Raw genomic sequence first — 14,219 nt, 5'->3', positions numbered from 1 at the left:
GGATGAAAACCGAGATTTATCACGGGAAGAAGTGGGCTACAACCGATGAGTTATGCGAGGCGATAGACGAGTATATGTTCTTCTATAACCAGAAGCGTATTACCTTGAAGTTCGATGGTTTAACGATTGTGGAGCATCGTCAAGCGGTTTTAAGCGATAATGTCCAATAAACAGTCCGCAGCCCCTTTTGTCTATTAACCCCTGCTTTATGGTTGGTCCGCGCAGTGGCCGCATGCGGTTTCCGTGCCGTCCTTTATTTTGAACGACGCCGCCGCGCCTGCCGCCCCGCGCGCACCTTAGCGATTCTTGGCATATTCCACAGACGCCTCATTCGCGGCCCACAGGCGTTCCGTAGTGACCATGAGCATGACCGGTTCCATGAGCGCAGTTGCTTCCACATCACTGCTTTTCCCGGAGCCGGCGGGCGGTAGATCCCAGATGGTGGTCGCTCCTCTCGGCAGAGTTTCGACTTCTTTTGTCATCGCAGCCTGCACGCACATTTCCTTCCGCAGCTGCGGATCAACCGGGAAAGATTCTCGATAAACCTCTTTTAGGCCCGCACCGACATCGGGAACGTTATAGCTCAAGGTGGCGGTGTCGCCTTCCGCAAACTCAACCGTCCAGGAAACCCCGTAGGGGTCGGGCAGATTGAGGTGGGAAAGTGTCACCGTTCCTGTGCAAGCTACCAGTTCATCGAAGCCGGGACGCGGTTCCCGGGAACATGCCGCGAGGGTTCCGAGGGTGCCGAGCGTTCCGATAAGCGCAGCGACGGCTCCCGTGGTTCTACTATGCATCAGCCCATGTGCGGATGTCTTCTTCGGTCAGGCCATCGTGGAAACGCAATCCTTTCGCCCACGCAATATCCGGGAAAGTGGAACGTAAGTATTCTTCCGCTTCGTCCATCGGTGAGCTTCCGGAGGTGCAGAAGGGGTGAACCCGCGCGTTCCCCAAATCATGCGAGCCTAAGAAGCTATCCACCACTTTTGGCGGGATACCCCACCAGATCGGGAAACCAAGGAACACCTCTGTTGCGCCGCCCAAATCTACCGGTGCTGCGAGTTTCGGGGCCGGGAGCTTACCGTGCTGTTCTAGATTCGCCCGGCTATCCTCGACCTGCCAATCTAAATCCGCATCCGTATACGGCTGAGCTGCCGTTATCCGTTCTACATCGCCGCCAATAATGCCCTGCAAGTGCTGTGCTGCTTTCTCGGTAATGCCAGTTTCAGAAAAATAAATAATCATTGTTCCTCCCGTCTCTCGCCACTGTGACATGAGCCATTTAAAATCTACACCTGGGTGAGAGCTCAAAATAGGGCCGCGCCCGAGAATCCCAGGCGCGGCCCTTATTCACGATTGTGGAGGTGCGCTCCTTACTCCACTTCTCTACTACCTCTACTTATCCCCAACCACCACACGCTGGCGGATATGCGCGGTCAGCGGCCCGCGTTCGATTTCCTCAATCACGGCCACCGCCAACTCCGCGGAGGTCACCTCCGGGGAAACGTATGTCCATTTAGCAATGCGGGCGCTTTCCACCGCCGCCGGGACCTTCCCGTCCCCGCTATCGAGCACGATGAGCCGAGTCGGCAGCCCGGAAACCAGGTCAATAAGATGGCTCGCGGCGCGTTCGGGGAAGTCCGCCCCGGCATCCGCGCTGGGCGTGAGCGCGTCCACCATGGCGTCAAAACCGGCAATATCCCCGCGTTCAATTTCGAAAACGTCGCGGCGCAGCGAAACCGGCGCCTCCGTTTCATTTTCCGAGCGCGTCACGGCAATAACTTCGTGCCGGCGCGAAACTGCTTCCTGGGTAATGAGCTTCCCGGCCGCACCGTTCGCTCCAATAATTGCAATGCGCATCATTCATCCTTTCTGATGTGGGCCGTTGCTGCGGCCCGCTGCTGGTGAGGTCTTATCAAGGCGATTGCGGTGGCGGGTGCCCGGCCGCGTAGTTGGGAGCCCGCCGAGGGGCGAAGCGGCAGCATGCCAGCTGGGCCACGATGTCCAGCCGGCCACCGCCGGGGTTGAAAACCTGGGAAACGCACCACCGCATCCCTTCCGAGGGTGAACAAGAGTTCACCATAGATGGTAGCTCAGATATGCCAGAATGAACCCATGACCGAATCGAATCAGCCCGCGCCGGAATCCGCTCCTAAGGCCGCCGCGCAGCCCGCGCCGAATCCCGTGCCCGATGCGCCGCAACCCTCTCCCACCTGGGAACGCATGGTCGCCGGAAAAATGTACATCGCGGACGACCCCTACCTCGCCAAAGTCCGCCGCGAGGGCCTCACCGTCCAGCACGAGCTCAACGCCACCAACCCCTCCGATAACGAAACGATCCGCACCATCGCCGCCCGCTTCTTCGGTTCCTTCGACCCGAGCGCCACCGTGGTCCCGCCCGTCCATTGCGATTACGGCGCGAATGTCCATATCGGCCCGGAAGTTTTCATCAACTCCGGCGCGATTCTGCTCGACGTCGCCCCCATCACCCTGGGTCGCCGCGTCCTCATCGGCCCGCGAGTCACCATCACCACCGCCGGCCACCCGGTTCCCCCGCGCCTGCGCGCCGAAACCGACCTCGAATTCGGCACCGCGATCACCATCGGCGATAACGTGTGGATCGGCGCCTCCGCCACCATCGGCCCGGGCGTCACCATCGGCGAAAATTCCATCGTGGGCGCCGGCGCCGTCGTTATGCGCGACGTCCCCGCGAACTGCATTGTGGTCGGGGTCCCGGCCCGCGTGCTCCGGTATTTTAATAACGACGACGACGCCCGCGGCCAAGCGCTCCTCGACGCCTACGTTGCTGACATGGGCCCGCTTAGCTAAGGGACCTGAGCCGGCGGTATAAAATACAGCGTATGTCTATTGATCTTCCCCTCATTGATGCCGCCCTCGCGGCGGGTGTGCCGGCCGATGCGGTTATCCCCTTCGGTCGGGATCGGGCGAAGATCGATTACCGCTGGGTAGAAAGCCTCGCTGCGCAACCGGGTACGCCCGGCCGGCAGGGTGCCGAGCTCGCACAGCCCGAAACCGGCTCCGCACAACCCGAAACCAACCCCGCCCGCCCCGGCCGCCTCGTGCTGGTGACCGCTATGTCGCCCACCCCGGCCGGGGAAGGAAAAACCACCACTTCCATCGGCCTGGCCGACGGCCTGCGTTACCTCGGCCAGCGTGCGGTGCTGGCCCTGCGCGAACCTTCGCTCGGGCCAGTCTTTGGGCTCAAGGGCGGGGCCATTGGCGGGGGCCGTGCCACCCTCACCCCGGCGGACTCCATTAACCTGCACTTCAACGGGGATTTTGCCGCTATCGCCGCCGCCCACAACCTGCTGGCCGCCATGACGGATAACGCGGTGTATTTCGATACCCACGATATTGACCCGGCCACGGTGAGCGTGCGCCGCGTGATCGACATGAACGACCGGGCCCTGCGCGCCATCCTCCTCAGCCCCAGCGGGCGCTTGGATAGCGCCGGCCCGGGCGCGGGCACCCACTCCAATCCCGGCGCGCACGCCACCCGCGCCACCGGCTTCGATATTGTTCCCGCCAGCGAAGTCATGGCAGCCTTCTGCCTGGCCTCCTCCTTCGCGGACCTGCGCGAGCGCCTCGATTCCATGGAAGTGGCCCGCACCCGCGCCGGCAAGCCGGTCACCGCCAAAGACCTGGGAGCTACCGGCGCTATGCTCGCCCTGCTCGCCGAAGCTTTTTCTCCGAACCTGGTCGCCACCCGGGAAGGAACCCTCGCCCTGGTGCACGGCGGGCCTTTCGCCAATATCGCCCACGGCTGCAATTCCGTGATGGCCACCCGCGCCGCGCTCGCGATGGGGGAGATCGCGGTCACCGAAGCGGGCTTCGGGGCCGACCTGGGCGCCGAAAAGTTCATTGACATTATGTGCCGGACCTCCGGGCTGCGCCCCGACGCCGTCGTTTTCGTGATCACCTTGCGCGCGCTGCGCTATCACGGGGGTATCGCGAACGCCGCCCGGCATATCGATAATTTGCGGGCGGTGTGGGGGCAGTCCGTCGTCGTCGCCCTTAATCGTTTTGATACGGATACCGCAGCCGATATCGCAAACGTGCGCACGCAATTCGCGGAGTTGGGCGTGCCCGTGGCTGTTTCCGAGCATTTCGCGCGCGGTGGGGAAGGTGCGGCGCCACTGGCCGAAGCCGTCCTGCGCGCCCTCGAAACGCCCTCCCGCACCACGTTCACGTACCCGGATAGCGCGAGCCTTGCCGAGAAAATCACCGCGGTGGTGCGGCGCGTCTACGGGGGCGCGAGCGTGACCTTCGCGCAAGAAGCGCGCGAGCAACTGCGTGACCTGGAAGAACGCGGCTACGGCCGCTATCCCGTGTGCATCGCGAAAACCCCGGCCTCCTTCACCACCGATCCGAAACGCCTGGGCGCCCCCAGCGATTTCGACGTGCCGGTACGCGAGGTGCATCTCTCCGCGGGGGGCCGGTTCGTCGTGGTGATGGCCGGGAGCGTCATGCTGATGCCGGGCCTGCCCCAAGAACCATCCGCGCTGGCCATTGACGTGGACGGCGCCGGAAATGTGCGCGGTATTCACTAAAAATCCCTCTCGATCACGCCGCCCCAAAGTGTTACCCTGGACACGTGAGCGGCGAAGGGGCCGCTCCGCGCACTTATGCGCGTGTGAATCCCCACGGAGGACGATATGACAAAGTTCGTATACGCATTTACCGAGGGCAACAAGGACATGAAGGACCTGCTCGGCGGCAAGGGAGCTAACCTGGCTGAGATGGTCCACATGGATTTGCCTGTCCCACCCGGTTTCACCATCACCACCGAAGCCTGCCGCTACTACCTGAGTAACGGGCAGGAACCCGAAGAACTCGAAGCGGAGGTGACGCGCCACCTAGAAGCCGTGGAAGAGCAGATGGGCAAGAAACTTGGCGATCCGGAGGATCCGCTGCTGCTCTCGGTGCGTTCGGGCGCGAAGTTCTCCATGCCCGGCATGATGGAAACCGTGCTCAATATTGGCCTCAATGATGAATCGGTCAAGGGCCTGGCGGCGCAATCCGGCAACGAACGTTTCGCCTGGGATTCCTACCGGCGCCTCATCCAAATGTTCGCCCGGACCGTGCTCGATATCGACGGAGATTTCTTCTCAGATGCCCTGCACGCCCTCCAAAAGGCAAAAGGTTACAGCGGCGATCTTGATATGACGACGGCGGACCTGCAAGAGCTGGTCGAACAATTCAAGGGAATCGTGCGGCGCGCCACCGGGTATCCCTTCCCGCAGAACCCGCGCCGGCAAATGAACCTCGCGATCACTGCGGTGTTCCGCTCCTGGAACACCGAACGTGCCCGCATCTACCGCCGGCGCGAACACATCCCGGATGACCTGGGTACCGCCGTCAATATTTGCACGATGGTCTTCGGCAATATGGGGGAGAAGTCCGGCACCGGGGTGGCCTTCACCCGCGATCCTTCCACCGGGCATTCCGGGGTGTACGGCGACTACCTGGTCAATGCCCAGGGTGAAGACGTAGTGGCCGGTATCCGCAATACCCTCTCCCTCAAGGATCTTGAGCAGCTGGATCCGGTTTCCTACAACGAGCTCATGGACATCATGAAGCGCCTGGAAAACCACTACCGGGACCTGTGCGATATTGAGTTCACCATCCAGGAAGGCAAGCTGTGGATGCTGCAAACCCGCGTGGGGAAGCGCACCGCCGCCGCGGCCTTCCGGGTGGCCACCCAGCTGGTAGACGAAGGGCTCATCAGCGCGGAAGAAGCGATCACCCGCACCACCGGCGAACAGCTCACCTCGCTGCTCTTTCCGCAGTTCCAGCGCGATGCGCAGCGCACCCTCATCACCAAGGCCATGGCGGCCTCCCCGGGTGCGGCCGTGGGCGAAGTGGTGTTCAGTAACGAGCAGGCGGAGGCACGCGCCGCGGAAGGCGCCAAGGTGATTCTGGTGCGCCGCGAAACCAACCCGGATGACCTGCCCGGCATGGTGGTGGCCGCCGGCGTGCTCACCGCGCGCGGCGGGAAAACTTCGCACGCCGCGGTGGTGGCCCGCGGGATGGGCCGCACCTGCGTGGTGGGCGCGGAGGATCTGCTTGTGGAAGAAAAGGCCGGCACGGTCTTCATCAAGTCCACCGGGCAGACGCTGCGCGCCGGGGATGTGATCTCCATTGACGGCACCACCGGGGAAGTGTTCTTCGGGGCGGTGCCGGTGGAAGATTCCCCGGTCATGATCTATGTTTCCCAGGGCCTGGAAGCCGCGCTGGAAGCCGCCGGCGATGATGTGGACACCTGCGAACTGGTGCGTTCCGTGGATCGCATCCTCACCCAGGCGGATAAGTCGGCGCGCATGCACGTGCGAGCCAACGCCGATAATCCGGAAGATGCCGCGCGCGCTCGCGAATTCGGGGCGCAGGGGATCGGCCTGTGCCGCACCGAGCATATGTTCTTGGGCGAGCGGCGCGAACTCATCGAGCACGTGATCCTCGCGGCCACCCCGGAGTTGCAGGAGGCCGCCCTGGGTGCGCTCATGCCGCTCCAGCGCGGTGACTTCGAAGGTATTTTCGAGGCGATGGACGGGCTGCCGGTAGTGGTGCGCCTCATCGACCCGCCGCTGCACGAATTCCTCCCGGATATGACGAAGCTGGCGGTTGAGGTAGCCACCATGGAAGCCCGCGGCCAGCAGGTGCCCGAACACACCCGCACCCTGCTGCGGGCGGCAACCGAACGCCACGAAGATAACCCGATGCTGGGCCTGCGCGGGGTGCGCCTGTCCATCCAGATCCCCGGTTTCGTGGATCTCCAGGTGCGGGCGGTGGCCGAAGCCGCGGTGGCCTGCCGCAAGCGTGGCCTGGATCCGCATCCGGAAATCATGATCCCGCTCATCGGTTCGGATAAGGAATTCCGCCTGGTTGCGGACCGCGCCCGCAAGATCATCGCCGATGTGGAACGCGAATCCGGCTACGACCTGGACATCGCGATCGGCAATATGATCGAGCTGCCACGCGCGGCGATTATCGCGGAGAAGATCGCCGAAGATTCCGAATTCTTCTCCTTCGGCACCAATGACCTGACTCAGACCACGTGGGGCTTCTCGCGGGACGACGTCGAACACGAATTCATTCCGACCTATATGGCGGAAGGGATCTTTGACACCTCGCCCTTCGAGACCATCGACCGCGAAGGCGTGGGCGAGCTGGTGCGCATGGGTACCGAACGCGGCCGGAAGGGCAACCCGAACCTCACCGTGGGCATCTGCGGCGAGCACGGCGGTGATCCCGCCTCGGTGCACTTCTTCGACTCCGTCGGTTTGGATTACGTGTCCTGCTCCCCGTTCCGGGTGCCGGTGGCACGCCTGGAAGCCGGGCGTGCGGCCGTTATGGCCAAGGGGCAGGAGTCCGGAGCCGGAGCGACGGCGTAGCGCTTGCGTAGTGCGCGTAGCTGCGTAATCGCTAGCGAGGCACGCAAACGCTAGCTAAACGCGGCTAGCACTGCACAGCGGCCGGGCGGGAACCGAGCTCTTCACGGAGCTGGTTTCCACCCGGCCGCTTGGCATCTGGTGGCGTAGCCGCACCGGGCCACCGGGGCCGTTCGGGCACGGTGGCGCAAGCACCCGGAGACGCGGGCGCCGTCGTGCAAGAAAGCGCGGTGCAGTCAATTCTCAGGTACCTCGCCTAGGATAGGCTTGGGTAGGCAGGTTGGTGCGGTAAGCAGTATCGGAGATGGTATCTCGTGGGCGTTTTCTCATTACGTGGCGGGCAATTTCATCGCGCGGCGCCTCCCGCGGATCTTCCGGAAGAAACCCGCGCCTCCGTTGCCGAAGCGCTGCGCGCCCAGATTGCGGAGTTCCTCGATTTCCCGGCCTTCCAGGTCGCGTGGACGCGCCCGGAAGGGGAGCGCGGCACCGCTTCTCTGGTTGCCTTGGATGCCACCGGGAACATTATTAGCGTCGATATTATTGATATTCTCGACGGCGCAGCGCTCCTCGCGGCCCTCGCCCGTTCCGCCCAGCACGCCACTTTAGACCGGCGCGAAATTACCCGGCTTTTCCCGGGCGGGCCTCACGATTTTTCCTCCGCCTGGCAGGAGTTCACCGCCGTCAACCCGCCCATCCCGGAACCGGCGCCGCGCCTGAGCATCTTCGCTTTTACTATCGATCCGGATATTACTGACGCCGTGCGGGCCCTGGCCGGAGCCGGGGTGCAGGTCTGGCAGGTGACCATCTTGGAGCGGGCGGCCGGGATTTTGCTCTCTGTGGACGAAGTTCGCCTCCAGCGCGCCACCGCGCTCGGGCCGGCAGCCGGGGTGCCGGTGCTGGATGTGGCGGCGGAGGCGGGCGAAGCTGCTGAAGCGGCGGCAACCGAAAAGGCTGAAGCGGCTGAAGTAACCGAGAGGGTTGAGGCGGCGCCCGCAGCGGCAGCGGAAGCAAGTGAGGCAGCCGAAGCGGCTGAAGATGTCGAGACGGACTCTGCCGCCGAAGCTGAGCCCCTAGCCGAAACACCCGAAGCGCCGGCAGCTGCCGAGCGTCCGCGACGGCGCGGCAGCCGGGCTGCCCAGCCGGGTACCGAAAGCGCTGCACGCAGCCGCAATATTTGGCAGGAAATTCGCGGCCGCCGCGCCGCGCATGCCTCCGCTGCGGCCACTACATCCGTGCATAGCTCCGCGCACCGCGCTGCTAATCCTGCCCCTCCTGAGGGCGTTCATCGGAGCGGTCATCAGTCTGATCATCAGGCTGCTCCGCGGCGTCGGGCTCGGCGCGCGGCGGAATAAAGTTCACGCGGTGTGGCCGGAATTCGAAGCCACCCCGCTTTACCGTGATAATCGGACTGGTGTCCTCCGGTAAACCGAGCCGCTTGCGGCGCTCCGCCTCCTTGCGCCGAGCCTTCTCCCGCCGCTCAATGCGCGCCTCGATGGCTATTTCCTCAAGCGCTTTCTTTGCTTTCAGGGTGGCTTCTCTCTCCTCCGCTGTGGTCAAGCCTGTTTTCCATTCCCGTACGCCGAACACCTCGATAAGCGCGACCGCGGTAGCCGCGCCGCCACAGATGAGTGCCTGCCGGGAGTTCAGCGTCAGCACCAGCGTGACAATAAAATAGATTCCTGCGAAGAATATGATCCGGCACAGTGGAGGAATCCATCCGCCAGGGCTCGGATGGTGCCAGCGGCGTTGATCCCAGCGGTCGATGTGCGTTGAAAGGAATTCAACAGCCACGGTGCTCAGCACAACAATGAGCAGCAGAGCGAAAAAATTCACCTGGTGAGGGAGGAATAACCGGCTCAGCGCCAGCGCAATCACAATACCTGTTGCGGTAATAGTGCCGACAATGAGGTGCCCGCTCCATGACTGGCGGAAAGGTACCGGCGTCCAATCCGGATCCGGAGATATGCAAACCATAGCTATCCCTTCGCTCGACGCATGTGCAAAGTGTACGTGGCTGACAGTTTTTCGCGGCTTTAATGTTCCTGACGTACATTTTGCGGCTCGGGCCGCCTCGTGGCACGCTGGAGCGTAGAACAACCACGAGAGGAACGATATCCATGCGCAACATCACCTTGGCGAACGGCGATACCGTGCCGGCCCTCGGGCTGGGCACCTGGTTCCTCGGCGATAACCCGGCCAGCCGGCAGGAAGAAATCGCGGCGCTGCGCTGCGGAATCGAAGGCGGGGCGCACCTCATCGACACCGCGGAAATGTACGGTAGCGGGCGTTCCGAAGAACTCGTGGGCGAAGCAATCACGCCCTTCCCGCGCGAATCGCTCTACCTCATCACCAAAGTGCTGCCATCCAACGCCTCGCGCCACCGCATGGAGGCCGCGCTCGACGCCAGCCTCGAGCGTCTCGGCACCGACTACGTTGATATGTACCTCTACCATTGGCGCGGCGGCACCCCGCTGGCCGAAACCGTGGCGGAACTCGAACGCCTGCGCGGCAGCGGGAAAATCCGCAGCTGGGGCGTCTCCAATTTCGACGTCGAAGATATGCAGGACCTGGCCGCGGTGCCCGGTGGTGCCAACTGCCAGGCCAACGAGGTGCTCTACCACCTCGGCTCGCGCGGAATCGAAGTGGAGCTGCGCGGCCTCATGGAACGGCGCGGCGTGGCGCTCATCGCCTACTGCCCGCTCGCCCAGGCCGGGACCTTGCGCAACGGCCTGGTCACCAACCCGGCCCTCACCGAGGTCGCCCGCGAACAGGGCATCAGCCCCTTCCAGGTGCTGCTCGCCTGGGTGTTGGCGCAGGGCAACGCCATCGCGATTCCGCGCACCGGCAAACTCGCGCATATGCGGGAAAACTTGGAGGCCGCGCGCATCGAGCTGAGCGCCGACCAACTCGCGCGCCTGGACGCCGCCTTCCCGGCCCCGCGCTTCCGAGTCCCCCTCGATGTGGAATAGCCTCGCTTCAGGTGGTACGACGGCGCCGCGGCGCGCCCGCGCGCCGCGGGGACGCGGCGTCGTCGTGCTAAAAAGCCACGCACGGTAGCCCGCAGCTACACCGCTCCGTAACCGATCTGGCGGAAAAATATCGCCACGGCCCCGGCGATCTTTCTGCGCCGGGCCTTACGTCATAGGGCGGGGGTCAAAAAAATGGAACAATGTTCCATGTCAGGAAAGTGGCGCAGTTGCTACGAATATTCGACATAAGGAGTTGTCATGGTTAATCGCATGATCCTCAACCAAACCTCGTACTTCGGGCGCGGTGCGCTCGACCAGCTGGTCCCCGAGCTGCATCGCCGCGGCTTCAAGAAAGTCCTCATCATCACCGACAAGGGCGTGCGCCAGGCCGGGACCGTGGACCTAGTGACGAAGCGTTTGGATGAGGCCGATTTTGCTTACGAGATTTTCGACGACGTTGTTCCGAACCCGCCCGTCGAAAATGTGAAGGCCGGCGTGCAGGCGCTCAAGGATTCCGGCGCGGATGTGCTCATCGGCCTGGGCGGCGGGTCCCCGCAGGACACCGCGAAGGCCATCGGCATTATCGGTGCGAACCCCGAATTCTCCGATGTTCTTTCCCTCGAGGGCGTGGCGGACACCAAGAACCCCTCCGTGCCGATTATCGGTATTCCCACCACCGCCGGTACCGCTTCGGAAACCACCATTAACTACGTGATTACCGATACGGAGAAGCACCGCAAGTTTGTGTGCGTGGACGAACACGATATTCCGGTGCTCGCCATTGTGGATCCGGATCTCATGGACGGCATGCCGCGTTCCCTCAAGGTGGCGACCGGGCTCGATGCCCTCACCCACGCCATCGAAGGCTACATCACCCCGGGTGCCTGGGAGCTTTCGGACGCGGTTCACCTCAAGGCGATCCAGATGATCGCGAAGAACCTGCGCAAGGCTGCTGATGGTGATACCGACGCCGTGGAGCAGATGGGTTACGCCTCCTACATCGCGGGCATGGGCTACTCCAATGTGGGCCTGGGCCTGGTGCACGGCATGGCGCACCCGCTCGGTGGGCGTTACGACGCGCCGCACGGCGTGGCCAACGGTATCCTGCTGCCGGCCGTCATGAAGTTCAACGCCGAGTACACCGGTGAAAAGTACCGCGATATTGCGCATGCCTTCGGCATGAAGGATTCGTACGACGTCGCGCTAGAAGACGCGCGTACCTACGCGGTGGACGCGGTCAAGCAGCTGGTTGAGGACCTGGGTAACCCCACCACGATCTCCGCGGTGGGCGTGGACGAATCCGGCCTCGACGCTCTGGCCGAGGACGCCTTCAACGACGTGTGCACCCCGGGCAACCCCCGCAAGGCCACCAAGGAAGACATCCGCGCGCTCTACGCCTCTTTGCTCTAAGGGTTGAGGTGTTCGCTTAGCTCATGCGCTCAAGCGGCGAACGTGGCCGGTGCCTGGCTCGGGTGCCGGCCGCGTTCACGTCAGGCCACCTTCCTGCGGGAGCGTTCTTGTGTGAGCATGCCGCTGTGTGAGCATGCCGCGTGTTGCTATCCGGGTCCGTTATGTGGCCGGGTGTGTGGTGGCCAGGTAGCGGCGTCGTCGTTAGGAATCCGTACGCATCTTCAAAACGCATGCGCACAGCAAAGCCGCTCCGGCAATGCCCGCGGAAAGCGCCAGCGCCCCGCGGTAGCCGCTCCAGGTTCCCACCAGGGGCGCAACCAGGCCGATGCCCAGGCTCGCGCCCACGCCGAAAGCCGCGCCGTTGAGGCCGGGAAGCGAACCGGGCGCCTCGGGCGGGGCCAGGATCACGCCCAGGCCGTTGACCGTTGTGAGAATCATGCCGTTATAGGTGATTCCAAGAAGCGCGATAAAAGCGAAAACAATCCAGCGGTGCTCGAGGAAAAGCCAGATCCCGCCAATCGCGCACAGTGAAACGGCGAGCCCGGTGCGCAGCACGGTGAGCCAGCCGATTTTCCCCGCCAGCCACCCGGACAGCGGCGCGGCGGCCAGGCCAATAAGCGCGGGCGGAGTGAGGTAGAGGAGCGCGGCGCGGCCGGCCTCAAGCCCGTATCCCACCTCGGAATTCTGGGCGAAAAGCGCGACCGTAAAATTGATGACCGCGAAAACCGAAGCGAGAGACAGCAGCGTTGTGGCAATAAGCGGCCAGCAATGGCGCGATGCGAGGTGACGTAAAGCGAAAAGCGGTGAGGAAACTCGACGCTCAGCCACGCAAAAAGCGCCGAAAAATAATACTGCCACCCCGAAAAGCGCGAGGCTGGCCGGGGTGAACCACCCGCGGGTGCCACCGATATTGACGTAGTAGGTCAGGAAAATCAGGCTGAGCGAGAGCAGCCCGCCGCCCCACCAATCCATCTTTCCGGTGGTGGCTGGCCGTTTTTGCGCGGGGAGTGCCCGGGCCGTCAGCAAAATCGCAACCGCGGTAAGTCCGGCGATCACTAAGAAAATGGCTTGGAAGCCGAAGCGATCCGTGAGGAGCCCGCCGAGCCAGCCGTCCAGGCCGCCCACCCCGCCGTTCGCGGCGCTGATAATACCCAACATGGTGCCGAGCAGCGCGGGAGATACCGATTCGCTCAGAATCATATACGCGAGCTGGAAAACCGCTCCCGAGACGCCTTGCAGGACCCGCCCGGCCACGAAAATGGCGAAGTTCGGGGCAAATGCGCACACCAGCGTTCCCACCAGCAGGATCACGAGGACCGCCAGCAACATTCGCGTGCGCCCGAGGAAATCACTCCACCGGGTCAGAAGAATTCCGGCGACCGCACCGGCCAGGAAGAAGAGGCTCGACACCAGCGCGAGCGTCCCCTCGCTCACCGCAAAACTGCGCCCGATATCGGGGAGCGCGGGAGTCACCATCGTGGTGTTGAGCTGATAGGACAGGACGGCAATGACCAGGGTGACGAGCAAGCCGAGCTGCGTGCCGGGCCGAAGCGTGGTTCCTCCGTGCGGATGGTCTGTAGTGGGTTCGGGGGACGGGCGCTTCGGGTCGCTTTGCTGAGGGGTACCGGCAGCGGCCGGAACTTTTCGTGCACTCACTTCTCTATTATCGACGACGCCGCAGCTTCTCGCCCGCGCGCCTCATTGCCGCGCCTCGGAGTTCGGCTGGGCGGTGCTTGAGGGGTCTGTAGGTATGTGCTGTGGTGGTTTAGAGGTGTCCTGGCGACGTTATAGGTGCGGCCGGTGAGTTCCTGGCTGGGCTATTAGGGCGTGCTTTTTCGCGGTTTTCTGGGCGTTTTGCCTGGTGTGGTGGGTGTCTCTTTGGTTTGATTTGCGTCTAGCGGGGTGGGCTTGTAAGCTTGTTATCCGTCGCCGAGAGCCCGGTAAGGGCACGAAGCGGCAAACAAAACCCTGTGAGTGGCCAAGGCCATGAAGGTTCCGTTTGATTACCGGGCCGGGTGGTGGTAGGCTAACGGGGTTGCTCTTCTTGAGCGTGAATGATTCTCTCCGTACTGGTTACTGTGTTTATCCCGGTGGCTGGTGTGGGGTGTGGATATGGTGTTTGGATGCTTAATAGCGTGTCTGACTAATATATTTTTTACGTGAATTTTTTGTTCACACGACCTAACCAGGTTGACCGGTTGTTGGTTTCTTGGTGGTTGTGTGGGTGTGTGCAAGGACAGTAGTAACCAATCGGTTGGGTGTTTATAGCACTTGGTGTTGATAACGCTTTTCTTTTTGGTGTCATTGTTCTTGTTTTTTATTTTTTCGAGCTAGATGTTGGCTCTCTGGTTTTTATATGGAGAGTTTGATCCTGGCTCAGGACGAACGCTGGCGGCGTGCTTAACACATGCAAGTCGAACGATGAAGCCTGCAA

General features: G+C 62.8%; 12 protein-coding genes and 1 rRNA gene. 8 read left to right on the top strand and 5 right to left on the bottom strand.

The genetic code is table 11. The features are described from left to right. Positions 1–2: 2 nt before the first annotated feature. The gene (locus ACRQFC_RS08850) at positions 3–170 is read left to right on the top strand and encodes an IS3 family transposase (RefSeq protein ID WP_101657600.1); all 168 of its coding nucleotides are present in this window, start codon (positions 3–5) and stop codon (positions 168–170) included. A 126-nt stretch (positions 171–296) separates the two neighbouring features. On the opposite strand, the gene ACRQFC_RS08845 is transcribed toward ACRQFC_RS08850, so the two are convergent. The 3 genes from ACRQFC_RS08845 to ACRQFC_RS08835 form a co-directional block, all read right to left on the bottom strand. Further along, complete coding sequence (locus ACRQFC_RS08845) at positions 297–668, bottom strand: hypothetical protein (RefSeq protein ID WP_143231790.1); 372 nt, start codon at positions 666–668, stop codon at positions 297–299. A 118-nt stretch (positions 669–786) separates the two neighbouring features. Then, positions 787–1,272 carry a flavodoxin gene (locus ACRQFC_RS08840; RefSeq protein WP_087069702.1) on the bottom strand — a complete coding sequence of 162 codons (486 nt, stop codon included), beginning with the start codon at positions 1,270–1,272 and terminating at the stop codon, positions 787–789. Positions 1,273–1,392: 120 nt separating this feature from the next. Beyond that, positions 1,393–1,860 (bottom strand): NAD(P)-dependent oxidoreductase, encoded by a 468-nt coding sequence (locus ACRQFC_RS08835; protein ID WP_087069701.1) that lies wholly within the window; start codon positions 1,858–1,860, stop codon positions 1,393–1,395. Positions 1,861–2,112: 252 nt separating this feature from the next. On the opposite strand from ACRQFC_RS08835, the gene ACRQFC_RS08830 reads away from it, so the two are divergent. The 4 genes from ACRQFC_RS08830 (at position 2,113) to ACRQFC_RS08815 (ending at position 8,758) form a co-directional block, all read left to right on the top strand. Then, positions 2,113–2,826, top strand: coding sequence for a sugar O-acetyltransferase (locus ACRQFC_RS08830; RefSeq protein ID WP_101595776.1), 714 nt, complete (start codon positions 2,113–2,115; stop codon positions 2,824–2,826). A 32-nt stretch (positions 2,827–2,858) separates the two neighbouring features. Beyond that, on the top strand, positions 2,859–4,568 hold the full coding sequence (locus tag ACRQFC_RS08825; protein ID WP_435711091.1) for a formate--tetrahydrofolate ligase: 1,710 nt from the start codon (positions 2,859–2,861) through the stop codon (positions 4,566–4,568). 105 nt (positions 4,569–4,673) lie between these two features. Then, positions 4,674–7,409 carry a pyruvate, phosphate dikinase gene (ppdK, locus tag ACRQFC_RS08820; RefSeq protein WP_101595777.1) on the top strand — a complete coding sequence of 912 codons (2,736 nt, stop codon included), beginning with the start codon at positions 4,674–4,676 and terminating at the stop codon, positions 7,407–7,409. Positions 7,410–7,720: 311 nt separating this feature from the next. Further along, the gene (locus ACRQFC_RS08815) at positions 7,721–8,758 is read left to right on the top strand and encodes a hypothetical protein (RefSeq protein WP_284896984.1); all 1,038 of its coding nucleotides are present in this window, start codon (positions 7,721–7,723) and stop codon (positions 8,756–8,758) included. Here the strand turns inward: ACRQFC_RS08815 and ACRQFC_RS08810 are convergent. Beyond that, positions 8,664–9,380 (bottom strand): hypothetical protein, encoded by a 717-nt coding sequence (locus ACRQFC_RS08810; RefSeq protein WP_435729952.1) that lies wholly within the window; start codon positions 9,378–9,380, stop codon positions 8,664–8,666. The two genes, ACRQFC_RS08815 and ACRQFC_RS08810, sit on opposite strands and share 95 nt — an antisense overlap. A gap of 143 nt (positions 9,381–9,523) precedes the next feature. On the opposite strand from ACRQFC_RS08810, the gene ACRQFC_RS08805 reads away from it, so the two are divergent. After that, positions 9,524–10,375 (top strand): aldo/keto reductase, encoded by an 852-nt coding sequence (locus ACRQFC_RS08805; protein WP_284896980.1) that lies wholly within the window; start codon positions 9,524–9,526, stop codon positions 10,373–10,375. 258 nt (positions 10,376–10,633) lie between these two features. Next, entirely contained in the window at positions 10,634–11,785 is a 1,152-nt protein-coding gene (gene fucO, locus ACRQFC_RS08800; RefSeq protein ID WP_087069693.1) for a lactaldehyde reductase, read from the top strand. 201 nt (positions 11,786–11,986) lie between these two features. On the opposite strand, the gene ACRQFC_RS08795 is transcribed toward fucO, so the two are convergent. Continuing rightward, complete coding sequence (locus ACRQFC_RS08795; RefSeq protein ID WP_284896978.1) at positions 11,987–13,441, bottom strand: MFS transporter; 1,455 nt, start codon at positions 13,439–13,441, stop codon at positions 11,987–11,989. A gap of 697 nt (positions 13,442–14,138) precedes the next feature. On the opposite strand from ACRQFC_RS08795, the gene ACRQFC_RS08790 reads away from it, so the two are divergent. Continuing rightward, positions 14,139–14,219 (top strand): 16S ribosomal RNA (locus ACRQFC_RS08790); the annotation flags it as partial.

The sequence above is a fragment of the Actinotignum inguinis genome, from assembly GCF_051265835.1.
Classification (GTDB): Bacteria; Actinomycetota; Actinomycetes; order Actinomycetales; family Actinomycetaceae; genus Actinotignum; species Actinotignum timonense.
The sequence above is the reverse complement of the archived record's forward strand: the minus strand, read 5'-3'. Positions and strand labels throughout refer to the sequence as shown.

Coding starts and splice junctions, on each gene's coding strand:
- ACRQFC_RS08835 (WP_087069701.1), bottom strand. CDS start 1,860: ATGATGCGCATTGCAATTATTGGAGCGAACGGTGCGGCCGGGAAGCTC.
- ACRQFC_RS08830 (WP_101595776.1), top strand. CDS start 2,113: ATGACCGAATCGAATCAGCCCGCGCCGGAATCCGCTCCTAAGGCCGCC.
- ppdK (WP_101595777.1), top strand. CDS start 4,674: ATGACAAAGTTCGTATACGCATTTACCGAGGGCAACAAGGACATGAAG.
- ACRQFC_RS08850 (WP_101657600.1), top strand. CDS start 3: ATGAAAACCGAGATTTATCACGGGAAGAAGTGGGCTACAACCGATGAG.
- fucO (WP_087069693.1), top strand. CDS start 10,634: ATGGTTAATCGCATGATCCTCAACCAAACCTCGTACTTCGGGCGCGGT.
- ACRQFC_RS08825 (WP_435711091.1), top strand. CDS start 2,859: ATGTCTATTGATCTTCCCCTCATTGATGCCGCCCTCGCGGCGGGTGTG.
- ACRQFC_RS08840 (WP_087069702.1), bottom strand. CDS start 1,272: ATGTCACAGTGGCGAGAGACGGGAGGAACAATGATTATTTATTTTTCT.
- ACRQFC_RS08810 (WP_435729952.1), bottom strand. CDS start 9,380: ATGGTTTGCATATCTCCGGATCCGGATTGGACGCCGGTACCTTTCCGC.
- ACRQFC_RS08805 (WP_284896980.1), top strand. CDS start 9,524: ATGCGCAACATCACCTTGGCGAACGGCGATACCGTGCCGGCCCTCGGG.